At 41.0% G+C, this 22971-nt stretch carries 23 protein-coding genes and 1 pseudogene; 14 read left to right on the top strand and 10 right to left on the bottom strand.

Annotated elements, in window-relative coordinates; all coding sequences use genetic code 11:
- A pseudogene (locus RMY64_RS16520) lies at nt 1–648 on the bottom strand (hypothetical protein); the annotation flags it as partial.
- Between the two features lie 603 nt (nt 649–1251).
- Between RMY64_RS16520 and RMY64_RS16525 the strand changes: the two are divergent.
- Complete coding sequence (locus tag RMY64_RS16525; protein WP_094348028.1) at nt 1252–1449, top strand: hypothetical protein; 198 nt, start codon at nt 1252–1254, stop codon at nt 1447–1449.
- An 80-nt stretch (nt 1450–1529) separates the two neighbouring features.
- Nucleotides 1530–2006, top strand: a complete 477-nt coding sequence (locus RMY64_RS16530; protein ID WP_322670288.1) for a Tic20 family protein — start codon at nt 1530–1532, stop codon at nt 2004–2006.
- Between the two features lie 3 nt (nt 2007–2009).
- Here the strand turns inward: RMY64_RS16530 and RMY64_RS16535 are convergent, their stop codons facing one another.
- On the bottom strand, nt 2010–2783 hold the full coding sequence (locus RMY64_RS16535; RefSeq protein ID WP_322670289.1) for a fumarylacetoacetate hydrolase family protein: 774 nt from the start codon (nt 2781–2783) through the stop codon (nt 2010–2012).
- Between the two features lie 382 nt (nt 2784–3165).
- Here RMY64_RS16535 and rpsF point away from each other — a divergent pair, with 382 nt between their 5' ends.
- Together rpsF and RMY64_RS16545 are read left to right on the top strand one after the other, a co-directional pair.
- Entirely contained in the window at nt 3166–3522 is a 357-nt protein-coding gene (gene rpsF, locus RMY64_RS16540; RefSeq protein ID WP_322670290.1) for a 30S ribosomal protein S6, read from the top strand.
- 227 nt (nt 3523–3749) lie between these two features.
- Nucleotides 3750–4310 carry an Npun_F5560 family protein gene (locus tag RMY64_RS16545; RefSeq protein WP_094348024.1) on the top strand — a complete coding sequence of 187 codons (561 nt, stop codon included), beginning with the start codon at nt 3750–3752 and terminating at the stop codon, nt 4308–4310.
- Nucleotides 4311–4790: 480 nt separating this feature from the next.
- Here RMY64_RS16545 and RMY64_RS16550 read toward each other — a convergent pair whose 3' ends face one another.
- Entirely contained in the window at nt 4791–5144 is a 354-nt protein-coding gene (locus RMY64_RS16550) for an STAS domain-containing protein (RefSeq protein ID WP_322700624.1), read from the bottom strand.
- Between the two features lie 454 nt (nt 5145–5598).
- Here RMY64_RS16550 and RMY64_RS16555 point away from each other — a divergent pair, with 454 nt between their 5' ends.
- Nucleotides 5599–6228, top strand: coding sequence for a DedA family protein (locus tag RMY64_RS16555; RefSeq protein ID WP_322700625.1), 630 nt, complete (start codon nt 5599–5601; stop codon nt 6226–6228).
- Nucleotides 6229–6350: 122 nt separating this feature from the next.
- On the opposite strand, the gene RMY64_RS16560 is transcribed toward RMY64_RS16555, so the two are convergent.
- Together RMY64_RS16560 and RMY64_RS16565 are read right to left on the bottom strand one after the other, a co-directional pair.
- On the bottom strand, nt 6351–7553 hold the full coding sequence (locus RMY64_RS16560) for an argininosuccinate synthase (RefSeq protein ID WP_322670293.1): 1203 nt from the start codon (nt 7551–7553) through the stop codon (nt 6351–6353).
- A 445-nt stretch (nt 7554–7998) separates the two neighbouring features.
- Complete coding sequence (locus tag RMY64_RS16565) at nt 7999–8760, bottom strand: PEP-CTERM sorting domain-containing protein (RefSeq protein ID WP_322670294.1); 762 nt, start codon at nt 8758–8760, stop codon at nt 7999–8001.
- A 493-nt stretch (nt 8761–9253) separates the two neighbouring features.
- On the opposite strand from RMY64_RS16565, the gene RMY64_RS16570 reads away from it, so the two are divergent.
- The 4 genes from RMY64_RS16570 (at nt 9254) to RMY64_RS16585 (ending at nt 14460) form a co-directional block, all read left to right on the top strand.
- Entirely contained in the window at nt 9254–10516 is a 1263-nt protein-coding gene (locus RMY64_RS16570; RefSeq protein ID WP_322686430.1) for an anhydro-N-acetylmuramic acid kinase, read from the top strand.
- A gap of 202 nt (nt 10517–10718) precedes the next feature.
- A complete protein-coding gene (locus tag RMY64_RS16575) occupies nt 10719–11165 on the top strand; it encodes a hypothetical protein (protein ID WP_322686429.1) in 447 nt (148 codons plus the stop codon).
- Nucleotides 11166–11389: 224 nt separating this feature from the next.
- On the top strand, nt 11390–12403 hold the full coding sequence (locus tag RMY64_RS16580; RefSeq protein WP_322670297.1) for a glycosyltransferase family 2 protein: 1014 nt from the start codon (nt 11390–11392) through the stop codon (nt 12401–12403).
- Between the two features lie 503 nt (nt 12404–12906).
- Nucleotides 12907–14460 (top strand): serine/threonine-protein kinase, encoded by a 1554-nt coding sequence (locus tag RMY64_RS16585; protein WP_322670298.1) that lies wholly within the window; start codon nt 12907–12909, stop codon nt 14458–14460.
- A 461-nt stretch (nt 14461–14921) separates the two neighbouring features.
- On the opposite strand, the gene RMY64_RS16590 is transcribed toward RMY64_RS16585, so the two are convergent.
- The 5 genes from RMY64_RS16590 to abc-f form a co-directional block, all read right to left on the bottom strand.
- Entirely contained in the window at nt 14922–15119 is a 198-nt protein-coding gene (locus tag RMY64_RS16590) for an NblA/ycf18 family protein (protein ID WP_041565841.1), read from the bottom strand.
- A gap of 681 nt (nt 15120–15800) precedes the next feature.
- Complete coding sequence (locus RMY64_RS16595; protein WP_322688396.1) at nt 15801–16538, bottom strand: Stp1/IreP family PP2C-type Ser/Thr phosphatase; 738 nt, start codon at nt 16536–16538, stop codon at nt 15801–15803.
- A gap of 16 nt (nt 16539–16554) precedes the next feature.
- Nucleotides 16555–18240 (bottom strand): AarF/ABC1/UbiB kinase family protein, encoded by a 1686-nt coding sequence (locus RMY64_RS16600; RefSeq protein ID WP_322670300.1) that lies wholly within the window; start codon nt 18238–18240, stop codon nt 16555–16557.
- Nucleotides 18241–18399: 159 nt separating this feature from the next.
- Complete coding sequence (locus RMY64_RS16605; RefSeq protein ID WP_322670301.1) at nt 18400–18726, bottom strand: DUF6825 family protein; 327 nt, start codon at nt 18724–18726, stop codon at nt 18400–18402.
- A gap of 107 nt (nt 18727–18833) precedes the next feature.
- Nucleotides 18834–20447: a ribosomal protection-like ABC-F family protein gene (gene abc-f / locus RMY64_RS16610; RefSeq protein WP_322688395.1), complete on the bottom strand. Its 1614-nt coding sequence runs from the start codon at nt 20445–20447 to the stop codon at nt 18834–18836.
- 403 nt (nt 20448–20850) lie between these two features.
- Here abc-f and RMY64_RS16615 point away from each other — a divergent pair, with 403 nt between their 5' ends.
- From RMY64_RS16615 to RMY64_RS16635, 5 genes are all read left to right on the top strand, one after another.
- Complete coding sequence (locus tag RMY64_RS16615; RefSeq protein ID WP_322700626.1) at nt 20851–21198, top strand: hypothetical protein; 348 nt, start codon at nt 20851–20853, stop codon at nt 21196–21198.
- Nucleotides 21199–21428: 230 nt separating this feature from the next.
- Nucleotides 21429–21767, top strand: a complete 339-nt coding sequence (locus RMY64_RS16620; RefSeq protein WP_322700627.1) for a DUF433 domain-containing protein — start codon at nt 21429–21431, stop codon at nt 21765–21767.
- Nucleotides 21764–21949 (top strand): DUF5615 family PIN-like protein, encoded by a 186-nt coding sequence (locus RMY64_RS16625; RefSeq protein WP_322700628.1) that lies wholly within the window; start codon nt 21764–21766, stop codon nt 21947–21949. The genes RMY64_RS16620 and RMY64_RS16625 overlap by 4 nt, the downstream gene beginning before the upstream one ends.
- A gap of 6 nt (nt 21950–21955) precedes the next feature.
- Complete coding sequence (locus RMY64_RS16630) at nt 21956–22132, top strand: hypothetical protein (protein ID WP_322700629.1); 177 nt, start codon at nt 21956–21958, stop codon at nt 22130–22132.
- 84 nt (nt 22133–22216) lie between these two features.
- Nucleotides 22217–22960 (top strand): Uma2 family endonuclease, encoded by a 744-nt coding sequence (locus RMY64_RS16635; protein ID WP_322688391.1) that lies wholly within the window; start codon nt 22217–22219, stop codon nt 22958–22960.
- Nucleotides 22961–22971: the final 11 nt, after the last annotated feature.

Here is a 22971-nt window from a genome sequence, read left to right on the forward strand (position 1 = left end):
AACAATGAGGTTGCCATCTGTAGTAATTGCCAGTCCTTCAGAAACTGCGATCGCTCGATCTGGCTCAATTGCAGTTTCTGCTGGGGCACTATATTCCAAGTTCTCTTCATCTGGCGCAACAATGAGGTTGCCATCTGTAGTAATTGCCAGTCCTTCAGAAACTGCGATCGCTTTCTCAAACGTAAATAACGTAATTGCAGTTTCTGCTGGGGCATTAGATTCCAAGTTTTCAGAAACAGTATCTACGCCATCGTCGGGTGAACTCGATCCTAAATTTTTCCTCGGCTCTCTCTCTGCTAACAGCGAGAAGACTTGTACTTGCACGCTGTATTGCCAAGATTTACCGAGCAGATCCGACATCAAATCGCCGGAACACCGCAACTCCCAAACTCCCGGTTGGAAGTAGGTAAAAGGAATTACCGCCATTATGCCTTCTGAATTAGTGCGACGCGATCGCTTGAAAATTCGCCGCGTTGGTTGAACTTCCTCGGTTGAAGAGTGAGTTACCCGCACTTCCACGTCTGTATTAAGAAGGTTAGAACGAGCCAAAACTCTATACTGCCCTTCCAAAATTTCCAAATTTGGCGATTCTAGGATATGCCACGAGCGAGCGCCTTGTTTCTGTATCAGAAATTGCCAGTGTTCCATTGTAAGTGATGCCCAGACCGACGAGCCGCTGAGTAATATTGTGTATTAACTTGCTTGCAAGTTTACCTCAGTATTTTAGAAATGCCTCACTTAAATGGCTATCAAGTTAACTCAATTTTACTGACTTGACTTCTCACACTTTAACTACTCACCTCAAGGGAATTTCGATAAGTCGCCGTGTTGCTTGTGCGTAAAGCTTTTGTTGTTTTCTAAATATTAAGTTTGACAGATTCTAGTGCTAAATTAACAGGGATGCAATGGATAGCGTTAGTTGTCTTTGCTCAACTTAATGCAAAAATTTTTGTATTATTTTTTACTAGAATTTCCACTTTGCAATAGACACAACGTACAATAAATTAAAATTCGCTTGAGAATTGTTATTGAATCGTAATTGCCCACATTTTTGCTACAAAGAGGTAGGATGCGGTTCTTAAGTGTCCTCTGCGATCGCCCAAGTTAGGCGCAAAGCGAGATTGCAAATTACAACACTTAACCACGCAAAACGCATCCAATCTATCTGAAGTGGCTCTTTGAAGCGCTACAAAACACGTCTTCCCCGGAGTGAAATGTGGGTTGACAATGAGGATTTACAGGAGGGATTCGATGCTAGTCATTTTAATGGACGAGCAAATCCTTGCCCCTGAGCAAGTTTGCCAGTCTTGTTTACTCGCTGACGGGAGCGGTCAACCCCGTTGGCGTGGGGGTCAACTGCGCTGTGGCCAAGCCATTCGCAAACTTACTCAACAGCAGCCAGACCAATATGAATGTATGATGGGCTTTCGCATCGCCCATATAGAATAGTTGAATTTCTCAGCAAGACCAGCAATTGCGTTATCCTATGCTCAAGTAACTATTAAAATTTAACCACAGGAGAACGCATAATGTCTTGGCGCGGGTCTACAACAGTTTCAGATCGGATTTTTGCTTCCTTGCCTTATTTGCTTCCTCTAATTGAAGTTTTTGTATTTGGTAGATATTTACTATCAGAGTTTCCACCGTTACAACTACTGTTTTTACCGCTTCTGCCATTATTAAGAATTTACTACGGCGTGCGTTATGCAGGAATGATTATTTTCTTTGCTTTATTTTTGCTGGTAGTAAGAAATGAAAAAATTAGTCATTTTATTCGTTTCAACACCATGCAAGCAATCCTTTTGGATATCATTATCTTTTTGTTTAGCATCCTAACTGATGTTGTGGGACTAGTTCCTTCCGGTGGTTTTGCAATCCAAACTCTATCCACAACCATTTTTATCGGCATAGTGGGAGCAGCAGCATATTCAGTCATCCAGTCTGTGAGCGGACGTTATGCAGAAATTCCAGCGATTTCTGATGCAGTGTATATGCAAGTGCGTTAGAAGTTAACGGGACGCTACGGTGTTTTCCAGGCGACCGATACCTTCAATTTCTACGCGGACGCGATCGCCTGGATGCAAAGCACTTACACCCTCCGGCGTACCTGTAAGCACCAAATCACCAGGAAGTAGCGTCATCACCTGACTGATATAGGAAACTAAAACATCGGGGGAAAACACCATCCGATCGATACAGGCAGATTGAACTGGATTAGCATCGTCATTCACAAAAGTCTGCAATCTCGCTCCTGGATTTAATTCTCGCACAATCCAAGGCCCCAAAGGACAGAAAGTATCAAAACCTTTGGCTCGCGTCCACTGACCATCCTGTTTTTGTAAATCCCGCGCTGTTACGTCATTGGCGATGGTGTAGCCCCAAATTTTGGTTTGGGCTACCTCTGGCGTACATTCAAAAGCGTAATCGCCAATCACTAGAGCCAACTCTCCTTCATAGTCAACTCTATGTGACTGGGGAGGATACTTAATTTCCCTTTCAGATGGAATGATCGACGTAGGTGGCTTAAGAAAGATTAATGGCTCAGAAGGTACTGGAGTTCCCATTTCGGCCGCATGATCTGCATAATTCTTACCCACGGCCACAATTTTTGAGGGAGCGCAGGGAGCCAGAATTTGGTAATTTTCTGGTGTCAAAGTTAAATCAGTGGGTTGTCCTTGTAACCAGGGTGGAGCATCTAGCACCTGTACATTCAGGGATAGCTGTAGTAACCCATAGTAAATCTGTCCTTCTGGATTTTGAATTCGCACGTAGCGCTGCGCCATAACCTTGATAAATACCTTTTTTCTGCTTTTTAGTTGCTGTGAGTACCTAGCAATCGTCAGTTAGCTGTTTAGCCAACCGATTGAGCCTTGAGCAAAAAAGCGATCGCTATAAGATGCCCTTTAAAGAAAGATACCCCTTAGCGAAGCTGATAGCTCGATCGATCTTGTGAAAGAAATATCAGGATTGCCTCTCAACCTAGTTTTCATTAGGGACATGCAAAAAATCCAAACTTTGGCGATTTGGCTAATGAAACAAAATTGAAAACTGGTAAGATTATAGTTCCTTGTTGCTTCAGATGTTGATTAATACTGGCATTTTAAAGAAAAGACAGGTATAAATTAATATCAGCAGCCACTTTTGTCCATGAGGAAACTGAAAAATATGACTACAAATTACGAAACAATGTACATCCTCCGTCCTGACTTGGGAGAGGAACAGGTAGAGCAAGCAGTTACTAAATATCAGAATTTGCTTCGCGAACAGGGTGCTGAAGAGATCCAAATTCAAAATCGTGGTAAGCGCCGTCTAGCTTACGAAATCAAAAAACACCGGGATGGCATCTACATCCAGTTAAACTACAGCGCGCCTGCAACTGCGATCGCTCCTTTTGAACGCGCTATGCGTTTAAGTGAAGAAGTGATTCGCTACTTGACAATTAAGCAGGACATTGAAGAAGAAAAACCCCCTAAAGAGGAAAAAGAAAAGCCTACTAAAGTAGCTGCACCTGCAACAGTGTAGGGAGGTGAGGTGCATGAGGGAGATGAGGGAGTAGGGGAAGCAGGGGAAGAATTCCTAACTCCTAACTCTCCACTCCCCAATCCCCACTCCCATTCAATAAAATTTTGTCTTTTTCTTTTTTCGTCACTTGTTTGGGAATGCTAAATTAACAAATACTTGCCAAAGGTAGTACTCCCGCAGTTATACCTAAGAGTGGACAAGATTCTGAATGGGAGCTTTAAGCTACTGTGAGCCAATCTGATACACCTAATATTCAAGTTCTCTCGACGGAAGTATCGCAGCTACGCCAGGAGCTGCAACTTCGCGATCAATTAGTGCAACAACTATCTCAAGAACTTTTCCGGCTGGTAAAGGGTAACACTAGTTTTATGCCACAGCAGCCGGAATTTGAGCGCGATCTGACCCAGTTACACGCTTTACAAGAACAACTTCAAGCTGTAGAACAGCAGGTGGCGTTCTACCAAGAGCAAATTACAACTCGTGACTCCGAAATTTATCAATTGCGACAGTCAGTTCAAGAACTTACCGACCGCACTCGGATGTTGGAGCAAGTAGTACAAGAGTTGCCTCAAATTTACCGTCGGAAGTTTGAGGAGCGGATGACGCCAGTGAGAGAAAAGGTAGCAACGCTACAACGGGAAAACCGCCAACTGCAAGCAGAACTGCAAAGTGTGAGTTACCGTTTAGCACTCAAAACTCGCAATGCTAGTCACAGCGGTATTGATTTACCAAATTTTCCCCGCCCAGCATCCGAACAAACTAATATTTCGACTCCCCAGAATGCCTAAAATTATCATTATGGTGGAATCTAAGAGGTAAGAAATTGGTGCATCAAAACATCTTGGAGGCATCCAAGTAGTAGATCGAGGCAAAAATAACTATAAAGTTAGAAATAACCTAAAAGCTGAGATTTTAACCTTTCTTACCTCCTGCTTCCTTTCACTAGTTACGTCCCATATAAAACAATTAGCTTAGAGTAATTTGCACAACCCTGGATTTAAAAGGCTGGGGAGTGTCACAAACAGTTGCATTTGATTTGATCGATTTTGGCAATTTCTGACTTTACTGCTTTAGGTAGATGACTTCCAACTAATGCAATTTATACTACCTAGCTTCAAAGATATGAGTTTCCCTCAACATTCTTCTCTGGACAATAAACAAAATCAGCCTGCTAGCACCAGACTGTTATTTTAAAGAGAATATGAAAGAATATGAACAAATGCAAATATTGCTTGACTCCGCCATCCTTCCATAGGTAGATTTATTAGTTAGTCTGCTAGCATCAGACTGTTATCTTTAACGTTGGTGAAAATATCTTGGTAAGTGTGAAAAATTTCAAACACTGTATCGAGTTGGGTAAGTTCCAAAATCAACCGTACAGGAGCTTGTACGTTGCATAGAACTAAGCGGCAACCACTCTGACGTGCAGCTTTTAAGCCTTTTACTAAAGGAACTAACCCAGAGCTGTCCATGAAGTTAACTTCTGCTAGGTCGATAACCCAGAGTTGATAAGCTTGAGGGACTACTCCAGCCATTTGTTCGCTCAAAGCCTTACCGCCTTGCAAATCTATGCTTCCTTGGGGTTTAAACAAAATCACTTGAAGTTCTTGTGTGAAAGCCATGAATTTAACAGGGTAATTGGAACACTTGACAAAAAATTGAAAAAGACATCAATACTTCTTCTCTTTCAACGGTAAAATGACCTTTTACCCAGATATTTGGGCAATTTTAGTCCTACAGTTGAGAGAGATTATTTCAGTATTCATGTCGTATAATTTGTGATAACTTTCATCAATATAGGCATAAGCGCCTAACAATTTCGGTATCAACCGTATCTTTTACAAGATTTTCACAATTTAAACGGATATTTATAAATTTTCTATAAAATTTTTAATCTTTTTTTAATAAATTATGAACATGTGGTATCAAGCCCAAAAATTGTATAGTTAATAGCCATAAGTTAATAGTTACCATAGAGTAGAAGTTATGTATTAGTTTGATTGACACCCCACCCAAAAACAAGCAAAAATGTAAAAATATAGTAAAAGTAAAAATTTGTAAAGACGGCGGTGTGGAATGTCTTTAGAGCTGATTTCACTAGAAAATATCCAGGAAGTTGCTCATAATTACGGGTATTGGGCAATTTTTTTCGGAATTTTGCTAGAAAATTTAGGCATTCCCCTTCCTGGTGAAACCGTGACCTTAGTGGGCGGGTTTTTAGCTGGCAGCGATGAACTAAATTTCTGGCTGGTTCTCGGTGACGCAATCATGGGTGCTGTCATTGGTGGCACTTGTGGCTATTGGATTGGTAGAGTTAGCGGTTGGGCTTTTCTGGTAAAAGTTGGCAGCATATTTCGGATTTCTGAAGTGCGTCTGCTGAGTATTAAAGACCAATTTAGTCAAAATGCTGCTAAAGCGGTGTTTTTTGGGCGTTTTTTGGCATTATTACGAGTTTTTGCTGCACCACTAGCTGGTATAGCTGAAATGCCCTTTGGAAAATTCTTTTTATACAACTTGCTAGGAGCAGTTGCTTGGGCTAGTTTGATGGTGACATTAGCTTTTTTTGCTGGCAAAATTGTCTCTTTAGAACAATTGGTTGCTTGGGTGGGTCAATTTGCGATCGCAGCTTTACTAATCCTCGCTGCCTTAATTATTGTGCCCCTGTGGCTGGAGTCTCGCCAAGTTAAAGGTGCAGCAGAAGAGTAAGTCAAGCATAAACTAAGTGAGGAGTGAGGAGTAAAGAGTAAAGTAAAAAGTGAATTTTTTTAACTTTTACTTTTGTATTTTGCTTTTTTAACTCCTAACTCCTAACTCCCAACTCCTAACTCTTAACCCCTAATCTGCTTTGACCAAATGCGAGTCGGTAGTCCCCAAACGTATATAAAGCCTTCAGCGGCTTTGTGGTCAAATTTATCCTCGGCTCCGTAGGTTGCCAAATCAGGAGTATAGAGAGAATTATCGCTCGAACGCCCAACTATCGTAGAGTTGCCCTTGAACAACTTCACTCGCACAGTTCCAGAGACTTGCTCTTGTGTCTTTTGAATAAAAGCATCGAGTGCAACTTTGAGTGGACTGTACCACAAACCGTTGTAAACAATTTGGCTGTAAGTTTCTTCAATCCCACGCTTGTAATGGGTAACGTCTGCTGTTAGCGTCAAGCTTTCTAAATCCCTATGTGCTTGAATTAGCACCAACATTGCAGGTGATTCGTAGATTTCCCGCGATTTGATCCCCACCAGACGGTTTTCAATCATATCTATCCGTCCGATGCCATGATTTCCCACCGCCTGATTGAGTTCTTCAATTAGCTCAACTGGCTTTTTAGCTATTCCATTGAGAGTTGTGGGGATACCACCCTGGAAACCAATTTCAATGTACTCTGGCTCGTTGGGAGTGTGAGCGATCGCTTTGGTCATCTCATAAATTTCTTCTGGTGGCTCAAATGAAGGATCTTCGAGTAAACCAGCTTCAATACTACGACCAAGCAAATTTTTGTCAATACTATAGGGAGAAGATTTTTTAACTGGTGAGGGAATACCAAACTTTTCCCCATAAGCGATCGTTTCCTCACGACTCATTCCCCATTCTCTGGCTGGTGCGAGGATCTTCAGGTTGGGGTTTAAGGCGGTGACAGAGACATCAAAGCGAACCTGATCGTTGCCTTTGCCAGTGCAACCGTGAGCGATCGCATCAGCACCATATTTTTCGGCTGTTTCTACTAATATTTTGGCAATCAGTGGACGAGCTAGGGCGGTTCCTAGAGGATAACGATTTTCATAAAGGGCGTTGGCTTGAATCGCTCCAAAGGCGTAATCTTTAACGAAGCTGTCTTTGACATCCGCCACTAGGGATTCACTTGCACCCGATTTCAGAGCTTTTTCTCTGATTGGCTCTAATTCATCTCCCTGACCTAAATCTGCTGCTAGGGTAATCACCTCTTCCACACCCCACTCTTGCTTAAGGTAGGGGATGCAAACTGAGGTATCCACTCCGCCAGAATATGCCAGGACAACCTTTTTGGCGCGACCCATTAATTTCTCCAGTTAGGACAACAAAGAATGAGTCATTATTATATCTAAACTAATCCACGTATATTTTATTCATGCAATAACCTATAGGAGTCAAAATTACGGTTCACTCTCAATACAGTCTGGTTAAGCTCTAAGCAGTATTGAGTAGACCTCTTGCACAAATGAAATGTAAAATTTGCCCACCTTACGGGATCTTGCTACATCCCTCAACCCCTTCTCCCAATTTTGCATGAATAAAAAGTCTAGTTAAAGAAAATTTTCTTAGCTTGCTGCGCGTAGCATTGACTGTAGAAGAAGCCCCGATTATAAATGGCAAATGGATTAGGGCGAGTTTACCTAAGTAAACTCACCCTGAGTTGCATTTTATATTAACTAAGTTTTGAAATCCTTCTACAGGCTAAGGTTAGACTATAGAGAAAATCTTACTGAGTTCAGATTGATATGTTTAATGAGATTGTCTTACAGTTTGTAACTTTTCGTTCTTGCGCTTGCGTAGAAACATACCACCTACAGCCAGCATACCTAATGTAATACTAGGCTCAGGAACAGACTTAGGGTCAAAACCTGTAAATTTGTCAGTTCCTAGATGGAAAGAATGGTTGTCGCTTTCAAATCCACCACCACCTGTTTGGGTAATGACAATCTTGTTGAAAATGTCGTTGCTACTATCTGAGTAGAAGTGAAGGTAGCCATTTCCTTCACCGCCATGCTGTGATGCACGAATTGGAGCAACTGGGTTCACATCCTCAGTTGTAAATGATTTGATTAAATTATCGCCATTGTAGAAGGAAAAAACGTTACCAGAACTAATAGCTCCCCAGTCAATACCGAAATAATTGAGGGAACTTGCAAGGTTAATTGTGACTTTATCGCCGTTGAAAACTGCCAAATACTTCCCATTATTGACCTCACCATTTGCCCCAGCAGGTGCCCATACATCTGACCTCACACTGCTGGTTCCACTGTTATTCTCAAATGAGTATTTAGCAAAACCAGTGGTTGGTGCTTGACCATTATTGAAGTTAACAGTTGTCGTACCAGGAAGTTGAGTAAACTCAGAAAAAGCACCTTGGTCAGTTTCTCCATTAGGGCCTGCAATGCCAGTGGTTATTTGGAAGGAAATAGCCTGGGCAGAACCTGCATAGATAAATGAGGAGATTGCAGATAAAGATAGAGCAGCGATACAAGCAATTTTTGTAAAAGACATAATCTTGAAATTCTGTATTTTTAATTGTTGAAAAGTTCGTTTGCGACTTGGATTCATTATGTAGTGTCTTCTAGAAGAAACAATAGGATGAAACTACTGGATTTGTATTTATTGAAAAATTCCTATATTTAGCCAACATTTTGCCCTATTCTTGAACAGAAATCAGTAGTTTCACTTGCAGAAAAAGTGGATAGTATATCTGTTATTTATCTGAAATTAAAAAAGTTGTAAAGTTAGCCTGCATATATTAAGAATTTGTATCTTCGGATGTTGTCCTGATTAAGGAGCAATTAAGATAACAAACAAAATTGTTTTAAATTCTTTGTTTCCTGATAAATATAAATAGATTCGTGGTATTGCTATTGGTTTTGAGATTCTTCCGTCGCTATATTTACTTTTTCTTCTGTAATTAACTATGCAACCTGAGTGTTTTGACATAGCTATTAACATGAATTAAACTAAACTCTTGCAATCAACAAAAGAATTTTGACCGATGCATCCAACTGAAAAAGCTGTTGTCCCTACTCGCGTTATTGGTTTAATTAGTGGCACATCCGTAGATGGCATAGACGCTGCGTTGGTAGAGATTTCCGGTACAGAATTGGATCTCAAAGTTGAGTTGCTAGCCGGGGCAACATATCCTTATCCAGCCCAACTCAGAGAAAGAATATTAGCAGTTGGTGCAGGCGTTGCCATCTCAATGGCAGAATTAGCGGAAATAGATGATGCGATCGCCCAAGTCTTTGCCCAAGCCGCCCAAAATATTCAAATTGGTCATCAGCGCGCCACTCTCATTGGTTCCCACGGTCAAACGGTTTATCATCGACCACCCAAAGAGGGAGCAGAGGGAGATGAGGAGCAGGGGAGCAGGGGGAGAGAAATGATCGCTACCCACGGGCTAAACCCTAGCTATCCGTTAACAGCATTGGGCAGTCCTTTGGGTTATAGTCTTCAACTAGGGCGAGGTGCATTAATTGCACATCTTATGAACATTACGACTGTGAGTAACTTCCGCGTTGCTGATATTGCTATTGGTGGTCATGGTGCGCCTCTCGTGCCTAGAGTCGATGCTTATTTACTCAGTCATCCCCAGGAGGGGCGTTGTATTCAAAACATTGGTGGTATTGGCAATGTTGCTTATATTCCGCCTCGGCATGGAGACTGGCTCTCAAAAATTCGTGGTTGGGATACTGGCCCAGGAAATAGTCTGTTGGATCTTGCGGTGGAGCATTTAAGCGGTGGTGCTAAAACTTATGATGAAGATGGCAATTGGGCAGCAAGTGGTACTCCTTGCCATCAATTAGTAGAACAATGGCTCAACCAAGACTACTTTCATCTACCGCCGCCCAAATCCACTGGACGCGAATTATTTGGTGTGACTTACTTGCATCAGTGTTTAAAAGATGCTCAAGCATACCAACTCAATCCTGCTGACGTACTGGCAACTCTCACAGAACTTACAGCTGCTTCAATTTTTCATAGTTACCGCTCTTTTTTGCCAGAAATGCCACAACGAGTATTATTATGTGGTGGTGGTAGTCGCAATCTTTATTTGAAACAAAGGTTACAGTTGTTGTTAGGATCGATACCAGTCTCCACAACAGATGAAGTCGGCTTGAGTGCAGATTTTAAAGAAGCGATCGCCTTCGCGGTTTTAGCCTACTGGCGACATTTGGGTATTCCTGGCAACTTACCTGCTGCCACTGGTGCACCTCAAGAAGTACTTTTGGGAGAAATTTACCAAGGTCAGTTCTGAGTCAAGAACAATAAACAAGATAAAAAATTTCTCCATTCTCCACAGGCTAAACGTCCCGCTATCGCTAACGCAACTTAGCACCGTCTTTATCAATATTCAAAGCTACTATCTTTATAGGCTAAACGTCCCGCTATCGCTAACGCAACTTAGCACTGCTATAACTGTAGTCTTGGCAGCACTCAAGCAAGACAAGGAATAAAAGGTGGCTCATACTTTTTTATTGGAACCAGGACGCTGGGCAATGCAAGGAAATTGGCTGGAACGTAATGGTACGCCAATCAGCGTCAAGGGTATGACATTGGTAGCTTGGAATCGAGATAACTGGTTTACTATGGCCACAAAACTGATATTTCCAGGTAGCGATCGGTCTGAAATCTCTCTCCAATATAAGGGACGGTTGCATGATGGAGAGCGTCAGTATACTTTTTTACTACAACATAATATTTTGGGGCAGGTTGAAGGCGAAGGCTGGATTGGTCTGGATACTATCGTACAGCGTTACTGGGTACTAGGCGATCGTCAGCGTCGTAGTGGTTTTGAAACCCTACACCGGATTTCGCAAGATACATATTACCTCAGTAGTGGTATCTTGGCTGGTCATTTTTTAACTAGCACAATGGAAGCTAGCCTAGAGCGTCAGTCAGCTTAAAAGCAGCCCTACCTCACCGCTTTGCTGTTCTTCTAAGCCAAAAACTGCCGTTCAAAGAACTCTGGCAACGCACTGGTTTACCAACGCCTAATATCTCCTACCCGACTTTAACCACTCATCGTATATTCTTACCGACCTACTGAGTTGTATAGTAAAAAAGAAACGATCAAATTATGGTCAGGATTTTAGTATTTTACCTAACCATGTGTCAGGAGTTCAGTTTCGTGAATCCTAAAGTCTCTGTTATTATCCCTGCTTACAATACTGAAACTTATATTGGAAAGGCAATAGAGTCAGCCTTAAAGCAAACACTCACTGACATTGAAGTTATCATGGTCGATGATGGCTCAAGTGATAAAACTGTAGAAGTCGCTAAAAGTTTCACCGATCGACGTCTCAAAGTGATAGTTAATCAGCAAAATGTTGGAGCGGCGGCGGCACGTAATCGCGCCTTCAGAGCAGCCCAAGGAGAATGGATTGCTGTACTTGATTCAGATGATTGGTATGCTCCCAAAAGATTAGAAAATCTTGTGTCTCTGGCAAATCAAACAAATGCAGACATGATTGCTGATGATGTTTATTTGATCGAAGACGGTACAACATCTCCTTGGAGTACATTGATTCAAGAAAGTGGAGAACGTATAGATAAAATCTTCCAAATTGATATCGTTTATTTTGTAGAAACTGATGTCTATGGGCAACCAGGGTTGCATCTTGGCTTAAGCAAGCCTCTATTCAAACGAGAATTCCTGATTAAGAACTGCATCGAGTACGATGAAGAAATTAGAATGGGTCAAGATTTTTGGATTGACATGAAATGCTTAATCAAAGGAGCTAGGTTTTTTATTGAGCCAAAACCCTATTATTTCTACCGTTCACGCCCTGGTTCTCTTGTATATCAAAGCCAATTACCACGTCTAAATCAATACTGCAAAACTACTACTTCTTTCATGCAACAAGACATTGTGAAAAATAATCCTACTCTAATGCGTGCTCTATCTTATAATCTCTCAGTCTATAAGAAAAATCTAGCTTATCTTCAAGTTGTAGAACCTATAAAACAAAGAAAATGGTTAACAGCATTCACAGGAATCAGGAAATATCCGGGTTTCTTTTATGATTTTATGTCCAGATTTCATAGTATTGTCGAGCGTCGAATTCAATATTATATAATGAATAATAAATCAAGTTTTGATATATATCCTAATCAACAGGAAAAACGAAAAAACAACACTTAAATATTACAGTTTACCAATGAATAATGCATTATTACATAGTAATAATTAGCTTGAAGATTAAAAAGATTGTTAGGTAATCAGAAAATTTTTTAAAAGTATTGGGTGAATATAATTCGTTATTACATAAACTAAGTCTATCTTCGTGAACTAATGCGAATTTAAGGGTTTGTTAACCTACAAAGACAGGTTTATCAAATTAAACATGGCTAGTTGTCAAATTATTTAATTGGGCAGTTAAAACGTCCAGATATTGCTATGTCAATGGCTTAGTTTTTAGGCAGTCGGCGCGCTCCGCACGCCATTGCTTAATCAGTTGCGTAAGTCCTGGTGTAGCCAAACTAATGCCGTCTTCTCCCAACACAAACCAACGTCTCGTAGAGAAAAGGAGATGCCAAGAGTGATAGCGCATTAGTCAAAATTGGGCAAACTAAAACTACACCACAATTTTTGAATGCACTTGTCCTCCCAAATATTTACAAACTGCTTTTGGAGTCGAATTTTCTATGTCAGACCCCAACATTGGTCGCTTACTCAGCAAACGCTACCAACTCCAAGAGTTAATCGGTACTGGAGCAATGGGTCGGGTTTATCGTGCTAAAGATACATTGTTGGGAGGTGTACCTGTTGCAGTTAAGTTTCTGGCTCTATCAATCCAAAATGAAAAGATGCGATTGCAAGACCGTTTTGAGCGAGAAGCAAAAACCTGTGCTTTACTAGGGCAAAAAAGTATCCATATTGTCCGAGTTATGGACTACGGCGTAGATGACAATAACACCCCGTTCTACGTTATGGAATACTTACAAGGACAAAGCCTGAACAATATTATTCGCAAGCAACGATTACCTTTAGCTAGATTCCTCAGTATGGCGCGTCAACTCAGCTTAGGGTTACAGTGCGCCCATGATGGCATCCCGGTTGATGGCGCTATTTGCCCAATTATCCATCGCGATGTCAAACCAAGCAATATGCTGGTGATTCAAGATCCCAGTTTTGGAGAATTGGTCAAGGTTCTAGATTTTGGTATTGCTAAGTTATTACAGTCAGATGGCGACCATACAAAATTTTATTTGGGGACATTGGCTTATTCTTCTCCCGAACAGATGGAGGGTAAAGAATTAGACAACCGTGCTGATATTTATAGTTTGGGCGTCATGATGTTTGAGATGCTCACAGGCAAAATGCCACTGGTGGCACCAACTCACTCTTTTGGTGCGTGGTATAAAACACATCACTATCAAAAACCACGTTCTTTTTCTGAGGCTGTGCCTGGATTAGAACTACCAAAAGAAATTGAAAATTTGGTGATGAGTTGTCTAGCTAAAGTAGCACGCGATCGCCCCCAAAGTATTACTGAAATCCTCAGAGTTTTAGCATCTTTAGAAAAGCCTGAGCATACACGCAAAATTCAGCAAGCCAGCCATTCCCTCGTTCCTACTACTACAGCTAGCACTGAGCTTGAACAAAAGACCAAAGCCGATTTGCGGGTATCCTGGTCAAACGATGAAATCGCTCGTGCCATTTCCTGGCCCAAAAATAAACCAATTGCCGATATTGTGTTTCCCCAGCCCATTCATACCAATGGGGAGGTTTTACCAGCTTTGTGGGTGATGCTACCGCAAGAAGAAATTCAAAAACGCTTACTCTGTACACGCTATAACCAATTTCTGTTCATCTCTATCCCCCATCCCATGCTCCTATGGATTACTGTCATCTACAATCGCAAGCATGGCGCTAAATGGTTGCCTTATTATCTCGATCTCAAAACCAGCCTTGGTCAAGAAATTGCTCGGTTACTACAGCACACAGGTTACTACCGCCTCTTATTCTTTGCACGAGAAGCACCAAATCCCTGTACCCACATCTTACTTTCCAGCGTCGCTTCTGCCCAGCGGCAACGACTGCAAGAGTGGGTCGCAATCAGCAATACCTTGATGTCCTCTGCCGACCCGCAAATTAGTAAAAGTTTACTCAAAAACGAGTACGAAAAGATTAAGCCTCAGATTATAACAAAACTGGAAAGTATAGATACAGATTCTCCATACGATCTTTCCAGCTAGGCATAATTTCTTAATGTTACGTGTTTCATAGGTGGTCGCTCTCACAATGTAACGTTTTATAAACAAAATATATATAAAGATGTAACTTCTAGTTATATGTATAAAGAGTGAAATCACTAGCTGCTAAAGCAGTAGTATATAAATTATCTCTGAATCTTCCTCTGCAAATATTCCAGTGGATTGTCAATTTGTGCAGGTGTGATTCCCTCATTAGACGAAACAACAAAAAGTTTGGCTAAAGCAAACAAGAGTTTTACCCTGCAATGCTAAAGTTAGTCTAGACTTCATCAGATATGCCGTAGACAATGTTTACTCATTCTTAGTTAATTTCGGGAATTGAACTTTTGCGCCATATTATTGTGGAATTACTTATCGAAGTTGACGCCCCGGCATCCCCAGCTCTTTTCCTCCTTGGAACCAAGCAAGAGAAGGAGGTCGCCCACTGCGACATTAGAACGACTCTATGCCATAGTGGAACCGGAATCTAAGCCCCACTGGTGTTTAAGAAGCTCTTGATAAGTTGCCTCGCGCACGACCATTTGCTCATAGAGCTTGACTAAAAAATCTTTAGCTTGATCGTGGCTCATATTTTGCACCTGAGTAGCAAATGAGCAGATGCTGAATTGCTGTTCCAAGGATAGTTTCATTGGTTGATTCATAATTACTCCGAAAAAACAACGCGTAAAGGTGATATCGCTCACAGAAGTCCAAATGGGATAATATTTGGACTTATATCTGTCCAACATTTGTTCCTCCGTATTACGAAAGATAACAATTGTTTGACAGATTGCCCACATCCAAAGTGTGGACTTTTTTCTGCTTTGATATCTTGCACCTAATCCTACTGATATACCACCCAAGTCAGCTGAACCATATTCCGGAAAATAAGCTCTATTTGGTCTTAGATAGGTATAACTACCTCCCTTATTCCTTCCTGTTTTGCACAAATATCTTTTAAAGAGAATATTTGGTGCTATGTAAAACCTGTCTTAGTCTTTGTGTTTAAAAAGCCTAAGATGCTGTCTCCGCAAGGGTGGAAGAAGCTTCGGAGGAGGGAAATTGTAAGGAGGTTGGGGAATTAATGGTAATAAGCGTGAATTATAGTCGCTTTACCTTATTACGTGCAAGATGTCAATTTACTAATTTATACAAATTTATCCTCTTTGGGTGATTTTAGAGGCTAAAAATATTTGTATCAAATTGTAAAAAGGAAAAATGCTCACGCTGAACAAATTACTGAGTATATTTACCGGATTTGTCATTTATCCTTTGTCAGTTGTCCTTTGTCATTTGTTTAAAGTTACCAAATCGACTAATGACCAATGACTAATGACTAATGACTAATGACTATTTTCTTCAAGCGAGACGATGACAACTGTGATGTTATCGTGCCCTCCATGCTCTTTGGCAGCCTCAACAAGAGAGATGGCGGCTTTATCAAGCCAAGGACTATTTTGGAGGCAGTTAGCAATCTTCTGCTCGACAAGTTCTTCTGTAAGACCATCACTACATAACAGCAAGCGATCGCCAACTTTTACATCTAGTGGTTGTACATCAATTTGATGCAAGTCTTCACGCCCTAAACAACGCGATAATACATGGCGAAAAGGATGTAATCGTGCTTCATCTAAGGTGATGTCACCGATTTTGATTGCTCGTGCTACCCAAGTGTGGTCTTCCGTCACCTGTTCTAAGTGCGACTCGCGGAAGCGATACAGCCGCGAATCGCCAACATGAGCGCACCAAGGCGACTCTGGGGAGCGAAAAATTACTGCTACAACAGTTGTCCCCATATCGGCGCGTTCGGGATGATTTTGCTGATCCTGCAAAATCGCTTCATTGGCACCCCACAAAGCTTGCTCTAGTAATTCTTGAGAAGACTTAGAAGTTTCCCAATTTGCTACCAAATACGCCTGAATTTCTTCAGTAGCAATCCGACTTGCCTCTTCACCTCCGGCATGACCACCCATACCATCGGCAACAACGAAAAATCGTCCTTCTGGGTCTATATAGTAAGCATCCTGATTATTAGAACGAATAAGTCCCGGATCGCTAAAACCCGTGAAATTAAGTTTCATAAATTTTTTGCAACAATTAATACATACGATCGTAACGGTCGAGGCGTAAAAGTAATCGGATCGTGATCGCTGAAAGCGCAGCTGCAATTAAAGCAGGCAGCAGTGCTAACCATACATAATCCTTAACCACTAAAATAGTAGCTGAAAGCGTGAAACCGCTGATTAACAGAGCATAGCTTATTGAGAGCTGAATACTGCTCTGTCGTCGCAGCAGGCGTTCAGTTTCTATAGACCGAACGCGCAAGCGCATATCTCCTTGCTCTAGCTTCTCTAGTGTATCCTCTAATCTACGTGGTAGACCAAAGGCGGTACTACTTACCTGAGCTGCTTGACGACTTAATTCGTTAAGAAAGCTATTCCCCTCAGAACCATTCATATCGGTCATAAGTTGCATTGCATAAGGTTTGGCAACTTCCATAAAGTTAAACTCTGGATCTAAGCCTTTACCTACCCCTTCTAAAGTAGAAAAGGCTCGCATCACGAAAGTGAAAGTTGCTGGAAATCTAAATGGCTGATTATAAGCTATTTCGTAAAGGTCGTCACTGATTGCTGCAACTGATTGGTTCTCAAAGGGCTTATCCATAAAATGATCCAGCATATACTGGACGGAACGCCGTACTGGGCCCATATCATCAGTTGGGGCGATCGCACCTAAATTTATTAAAGATTGCACAACACGATCGCCATCTTTTTGGGCAATACCAAACAGTGTTTGCATCAATCCTTCGCGGATGTTGGACTTAATCCGCCCCATCATGCCGAAATCGTAGAATATCAAAGCACCATTTGCACTAACGGCAATATTGCCTGGATGAGGATCGGCGTGGAAAAAGCCACTATTGAGCAATTGTAGTAAGTAGGCTTGAGCACCTTGACGAGCGATCGCTTTTCGATCTAAACCTGCTGCTTCTAAAGCTTCATATTGGCTAATTTTAATTCCAGGGAGATATTCCAAAGTCAGCACTCTGGAAGTAGCATAACGCCAGTATATTCTGGGGACGCTCACCCAATCGTAGCCGCGAAAGTTCCGGCGAAAAGTATCGGCGTTACGACCTTCGTTAAGATAATCAATTTCTTCCCAAAGAATGCGACAACATTCTTCGTAAATACCCAACCAATCTCGTCCACGTCCCCATTTGGGATGGTTTTGAAAGTAGCGGGTAATTCCTTTGAGAATCTGTAAATCTATTTCAAATAACTTCTTTAGCCCAGGACGTTGCACCTTAACAACAACTGATTCTCCAGTATGTAGTATAGCTTTGTGTACTTGCCCCAAGCTAGCAGCAGCTAAGGGAATAGGTTCAAAATTATGGAAAAGTTCAGGAATTTTCTTGCCTAGTTCTTTCTCAACGATCGCTTCTACTTGCTCATAGCTAAATGCCGGTACTTTGTCTTGTAACTTGGCTAGTTCTTCTACATATTCACCAGGGAATATATCAGCACGGGTAGAAAACAGTTGCCCAACTTTGATGAAGGTTGGCCCTAAATCCAATAGAGTATTGCGAATCCAGACTGCTTGGGTTTTGCGTCTTGCAGCTTGCTTGACATCAGTCACACCTCCCGGATAACTCCAAGATTTGTTGTATAGCCAAAGTTTGAACAGTAAGGTCAAGACAAAAGACCAAATGTCCACAAAACGCCGTTTGCTAGAGTATTTTTCCCGATTCCAACGGTATGCCTTCTCTGAATAACCTTGTTCCATATACTTTGTTTACCGTTGGTTTGCGATCGAATCACTTGGAAGAAAAGACACTCTGATTCCTAAACTATTCTTTCTTAAGTGTCATTTGTCCTTTGTCCTTTGTCATTTGTGCATAATTCTTAGCCTAATGACTAATGACCAATGACCAATGACTAAAATTTATGCAGAAGTTCTACGATAATGTTGCAATTCTGTTCGTAACAGGGCAATTTCAGCTCGTAATTCATCAATCTCTGCTTGCAAGTCACCTGAATCAGAACTGGCTTGCCCAGTACCTGGGGTAGGTTGACTGGCATTAGCTGCTTCTGCTGCCCGATTTGCTCGCTCTAAAACTTCTTCTGTAAATTGGCGCAGTTGCTCTCTAGCTTCTGCATCAAATTTGCCCAGATCGCTCAAAGCATCGGTCAAGGCGACCTCTAAACGCTCATTAACTACTTCTGCTACCGCTCTGCCTACGAAAAAGGCTTGTACAAGGGGGTTACTCATAAATTTTTGTTACGTTGCACCGCAAGAGAATTATAACTTGCCTGTATGCTTTACGGCTTCTGTTGTTGAGGTAGAAATTTACTAGAAATTTACATAAGGCGATCGCTTTATTGATTGTATTCCAGCAACTCTCGATAATATTGCTCTGGTGTACTTGGTAAATAAGTTGTCATTTGCAAAGTTTGTTCCCTCAACTTGAAACCTTGGGTAATGTTAATCTGGCTGAGAAAATCTATATCGTGGGAAATTACCCAAAGCGCTCCTTGGTAATCATTGATACCTATTACTATTTGTTCAACAGTTTCAATATCTAAGTTATTAGTTGGTTCATCGAGAATCAGTAGATCGATTTCTGAGATACTAATCATAGCGATCGCTAATCTTGCTAATTCACCTCCACTCAGTACAGAGGCGCTTTTGTGAACGTCATCATATTTAAAGAGAAAGTGTCCCAGTTGTTGACGTAAATGCTGATAGCTGAGATCGGGATTGGCAGCTTGCATATTTTCTAGAATTGTGTATTGGCGATTTACCAATTCGTAGGTTTGATCGAGATATACAGCTTTCATCGCTGGTGTGAGCAAAACCTCACCTGATTCTAAAACCGCTGTTTGGTTTTCCATTCCCAAAATTGCCTTTACCAGACTCGATTTACCAGAACCGTTTGCACCGATAATGGCTATGCGATCGCCAGATGATATATGCAGTTGAATATTTTGAATCAATAGACGCTCTGATATCCTAAGATTTGCACCCTGGATATTAATTAGATTTCGGCGTTTTTGATTTTTTTCTTCTAGCTGAATACTCGTTACTTTGGTAGTTTTGACCTTCGTCTGTGTAACCTTTTGATTAGCCTTTGCTACTGCTGCTTCATGTTTCTTTTTCGCAGTTCCGGTAGACACCTCAGCTTTGGTTTTAATCAGTCCTGCTGCCATTCTATCAATACTACCATTCAGAAACTTGGCGCGACCGTTGCGACTAGATTGGGCTGCGCGTTGCTGTTCTTGCATCGCTGTGATTTGGGTACGTTTGAGTTCCTTTCTGGCAACTTCGTGCGATCGCAATGCTGCTTCTAACTCTATTTCTTTCTGTTGTCGATAATGAGAAAAATTACCTCCATATACTTTCAAACCAACAGGTGTAAGTTCCCAGGTTACTTCTGTTACTTGGTCTAAGAAAAAAGGCTTGTGAGAGACAATTACATACGCACCTGTGAAATTCAAAAGAAACTGTCTTAAGCTTTCTAATGCTTGCAAATCCATGTGATTAGTTGGTTCATCGAGCAATAACAAGTTTGGCTTTTGAGCTAAACCGATCGCCAAAAACAGTTTAGTAAGTTCTCCACCACTCAAGTTAGCAATTGGTAAAGATAAGTCAACTTTGGTGTGGAATTGTGTTTGCAAAATATCCTCAATCTTCCACCATTCATCAGAGATAGAAATCAAAAAATTAAGTACTGTATCTGCTGTAATTTCTTGTCTGATAGTGCTGATTTGTGGCAAATAATAGACAATACCATTACAGCAAACTGAACCTGTATATCGGTTAATTTGACCTGCAAGTATCTTGAAAAGTGTTGATTTTCCTACCCCGTTGCGACCAACCAAAGCAATGCGATCGCCCGCGTCGATATTCACATGAACTCCTTGAAACAAAGTTCTATCTACGCTGAGGTCATAGGCTAAATTCTCAGCTAACAATATTGATTTTTTCGGCATTATTCTCAAACCTCAATTCGCAAACTTCCACCCGCATATTTCCAAAATTTACGGGTAAATTAGACACAAAAAAAACTCAGCCGCAGACAATCGTCAAACGGTTCTATATAGATAGGAATGATGACAATATTTTTAGTGCATGACTATGTGAAGTAACCCTGTCAAACTAGTTGCGTTTATTCTTCGTTGACATTTGTTGCTTTAGTGCAACAGGTGTTTGGTACTACTTCATTTGTGCTATCTCATTGGAGTTGTGATGAGGTTTGATATTGACTACAGTGTAGCACTAAGGTATTTCGGAAAGTGAGAATGCGATCGCTTTTTCTATTTCCACACTCCCCAGCCCTACTAGAAAGACTTACAGCAGTTTGATTTTGTCTTAAATACTCTTGTGGGTGCGTTTATGGGTAGGGATGTGGGTGTGGTTGTGGTTGGGACTGTGGGTTGGTTTGTGGGTTGGTTTATGGGTTGGGTTGTGGGTTTGGTTGCGGGTTGGGCTGTGGGTGAGGCTGTGGGTTGGGCTAGGGATTGGGTTATAAATTTGGCTGAAGACTCATTTACAACAGTACTAATACTACTAACATTAGGATTTGGAGCTACTGTAGGAACTAGGATAATAGCAAGCTTTCTAAATCAATTTATTTTGTTAGCACTAACAGTAACCAGTTTATCCGCACTTTCCATGCTGCTTTTTTCACCCCTAAAAAGACGTAGATTAATTACTAAATATCGCCAGTATGAAGAACTTTAATTAAACTGTAATCAAACAGATGCCCGACTTGTTTAAGAAGTCGGGGATCTAGTCTTGTTTGTGACAAAGATAAGATCGCACTCTCTTTTTTTGTGTCTAACTTAAGAATGCGAAGCCTTTTTTTCCCAAGCCTTAATGTAGTGCGGTAAGCGATCGCTATGCCGTCAAGCTTATCGCTTGAGCAAAAAGATTACTATATATAATAACTAACTATGAATATAGGTCAATCTATGTCTACCAAGCATATCGCAGAGTATTTCAACTTTCTCTCTTCTGAAGACATTAGACTGAAAGACTCAAGAATCGGTATTGAAACAATTCTTTATGAATACATTGATTGTGGACGTTCTCCAGAAGAAATTGCCCAAAATTATCAAACAATATCTTTAGAGCAAGTATATGCAACAATTCTTTATTATTTGCAAAACAAAGAAAATGTCAGTGCTTACATCAAAAACTGGATAGAACACGGTTATAGAATGCGAGAACAACAGAGGCTTAATCCCCCGCCAGTGTCAGAAAAACTGCGCCAACTCCGAATTCAAAGACAAGCTAAACAGCAAGCATGATACTGCAATATCTGATTGATGAAAATGTCAATCCTATATATCCAAATCAAATTAGACTACGAGAACCTGATATTGCGATCGAAGTGGTAGGAGAATCAAGAACTCCACCAAAAAGTACACTCGATCCAGAAATCCTGTGTTGGTGTGAGAATAATAATTTTATATTAGTGACAAACAACTGAACTTCTATGCCAGTACATTTAGCTGAACATATTACTGTTAATCGTCACGTACCAGGAATTTTTATCCTCAATCAAAATTTAAGTATTGGTGAAAATATAGAAGAACTCATAATAGTTGCTTTGGCATCAGAAGACGATGAATATCAAGACAGAATAGTTTATTTACCCTTACCCTACAAATAGGCGATTACCTACGGTACGCTAGGCGACCGCTAACTACAAAACTGCTAAAGTAAATTTATAACTACTTGATGCCATATCCATTCTATGACCATTGCTCAAGAATTAGATTCTCAAGAAGGCATCTGCCAAGATATTATATTTCCCCCTGGTGATTTATATAGTGACGAACCTCCCTTGGAAAGCGAACTGCATTTACGGCAAATAATTTTACTTTTAACCTGTCTGGAATGGTTGTGGCGAGATAGAAATGATTTCTATGCGGCGGGAAATCTGACTATCTACTACAGTCCGCGCCAACGCAAATCAGAATACTTCCGGGGGCCAGACTTTTTTGTTGTGCTGGGAACTGAACGTAAAACCCGCAAAAGTTGGGTAGTCTGGGAAGAAGATGGTAAATATCCGAATGTAATTCTAGAAATTTTATCTAACTCAACAGCTAATACTGACAAAGGTTTAAAGAAAACAATTTATCAAGATACTTTCCGCACACCCGACTATTTTTGGTTCGACCCTTACACACAAGAATTTGCGGGATTTCATTTAATAGATGGAGAATATCAACCTCTACAAGCAAGTGAAGAAGGGTATTTGTGGAGTCATCAGCTAGGGTTATACTTAGGAGTTTATGAAGGTTTATTGCGGTTTTTTACACGAGATGGACAACTAGTACCAACGCCAGAAGAAACGGCAGAACAGGTACAGCAAAAAGCTGAACAAGCCGAACAAAAGGCTGAACAAGCTGAACAAAAAGCTGAACAAGCCGAACAAAAAGCTGAACGTTTAGCAGCAAAACTGCGGGAGTTAAATATCAATCCAGATACAATTTAGACCAGAGCTAT

The organism is Nostoc sp. DedQUE08, from assembly GCF_034530895.1.
Lineage (GTDB): Bacteria > Cyanobacteriota > Cyanobacteriia > Cyanobacteriales > Nostocaceae > Nostoc.

Bases quoted from the DNA above. Each gene is read 5' to 3' on its own strand.
- RMY64_RS16595 (WP_322688396.1), bottom strand. From the start codon at position 16,538: ATGAAACTTAATTTCACGGGTTTTAGCGATCCGGGACTTATTCGTTCT.
- RMY64_RS16630 (WP_322700629.1), top strand. From the start codon at position 21,956: ATGCCAGTACATTTAGCTGAACATATTACTGTTAATCGTCACGTACCA.
- rpsF (WP_322670290.1), top strand. From the start codon at position 3,166: ATGACTACAAATTACGAAACAATGTACATCCTCCGTCCTGACTTGGGA.
- RMY64_RS16590 (WP_041565841.1), bottom strand. From the start codon at position 15,119: ATGAATCAACCAATGAAACTATCCTTGGAACAGCAATTCAGCATCTGC.
- RMY64_RS16585 (WP_322670298.1), top strand. From the start codon at position 12,907: ATGTCAGACCCCAACATTGGTCGCTTACTCAGCAAACGCTACCAACTC.
- RMY64_RS16605 (WP_322670301.1), bottom strand. From the start codon at position 18,726: ATGAGTAACCCCCTTGTACAAGCCTTTTTCGTAGGCAGAGCGGTAGCA.
- RMY64_RS16530 (WP_322670288.1), top strand. From the start codon at position 1,530: ATGTCTTGGCGCGGGTCTACAACAGTTTCAGATCGGATTTTTGCTTCC.
- RMY64_RS16560 (WP_322670293.1), bottom strand. From the start codon at position 7,553: ATGGGTCGCGCCAAAAAGGTTGTCCTGGCATATTCTGGCGGAGTGGAT.
- RMY64_RS16615 (WP_322700626.1), top strand. From the start codon at position 20,851: ATGGGTAGGGATGTGGGTGTGGTTGTGGTTGGGACTGTGGGTTGGTTT.
- RMY64_RS16625 (WP_322700628.1), top strand. From the start codon at position 21,764: ATGATACTGCAATATCTGATTGATGAAAATGTCAATCCTATATATCCA.
- RMY64_RS16635 (WP_322688391.1), top strand. From the start codon at position 22,217: ATGACCATTGCTCAAGAATTAGATTCTCAAGAAGGCATCTGCCAAGAT.
- RMY64_RS16620 (WP_322700627.1), top strand. From the start codon at position 21,429: ATGTCTACCAAGCATATCGCAGAGTATTTCAACTTTCTCTCTTCTGAA.
- abc-f (WP_322688395.1), bottom strand. From the start codon at position 20,447: ATGCCGAAAAAATCAATATTGTTAGCTGAGAATTTAGCCTATGACCTC.
- RMY64_RS16600 (WP_322670300.1), bottom strand. From the start codon at position 18,240: ATGGAACAAGGTTATTCAGAGAAGGCATACCGTTGGAATCGGGAAAAA.
- RMY64_RS16550 (WP_322700624.1), bottom strand. From the start codon at position 5,144: ATGGCTTTCACACAAGAACTTCAAGTGATTTTGTTTAAACCCCAAGGA.
- RMY64_RS16525 (WP_094348028.1), top strand. From the start codon at position 1,252: ATGCTAGTCATTTTAATGGACGAGCAAATCCTTGCCCCTGAGCAAGTT.
- RMY64_RS16565 (WP_322670294.1), bottom strand. From the start codon at position 8,760: ATGTCTTTTACAAAAATTGCTTGTATCGCTGCTCTATCTTTATCTGCA.
- RMY64_RS16555 (WP_322700625.1), top strand. From the start codon at position 5,599: ATGTCTTTAGAGCTGATTTCACTAGAAAATATCCAGGAAGTTGCTCAT.
- RMY64_RS16570 (WP_322686430.1), top strand. From the start codon at position 9,254: ATGCATCCAACTGAAAAAGCTGTTGTCCCTACTCGCGTTATTGGTTTA.
- RMY64_RS16535 (WP_322670289.1), bottom strand. From the start codon at position 2,783: ATGGCGCAGCGCTACGTGCGAATTCAAAATCCAGAAGGACAGATTTAC.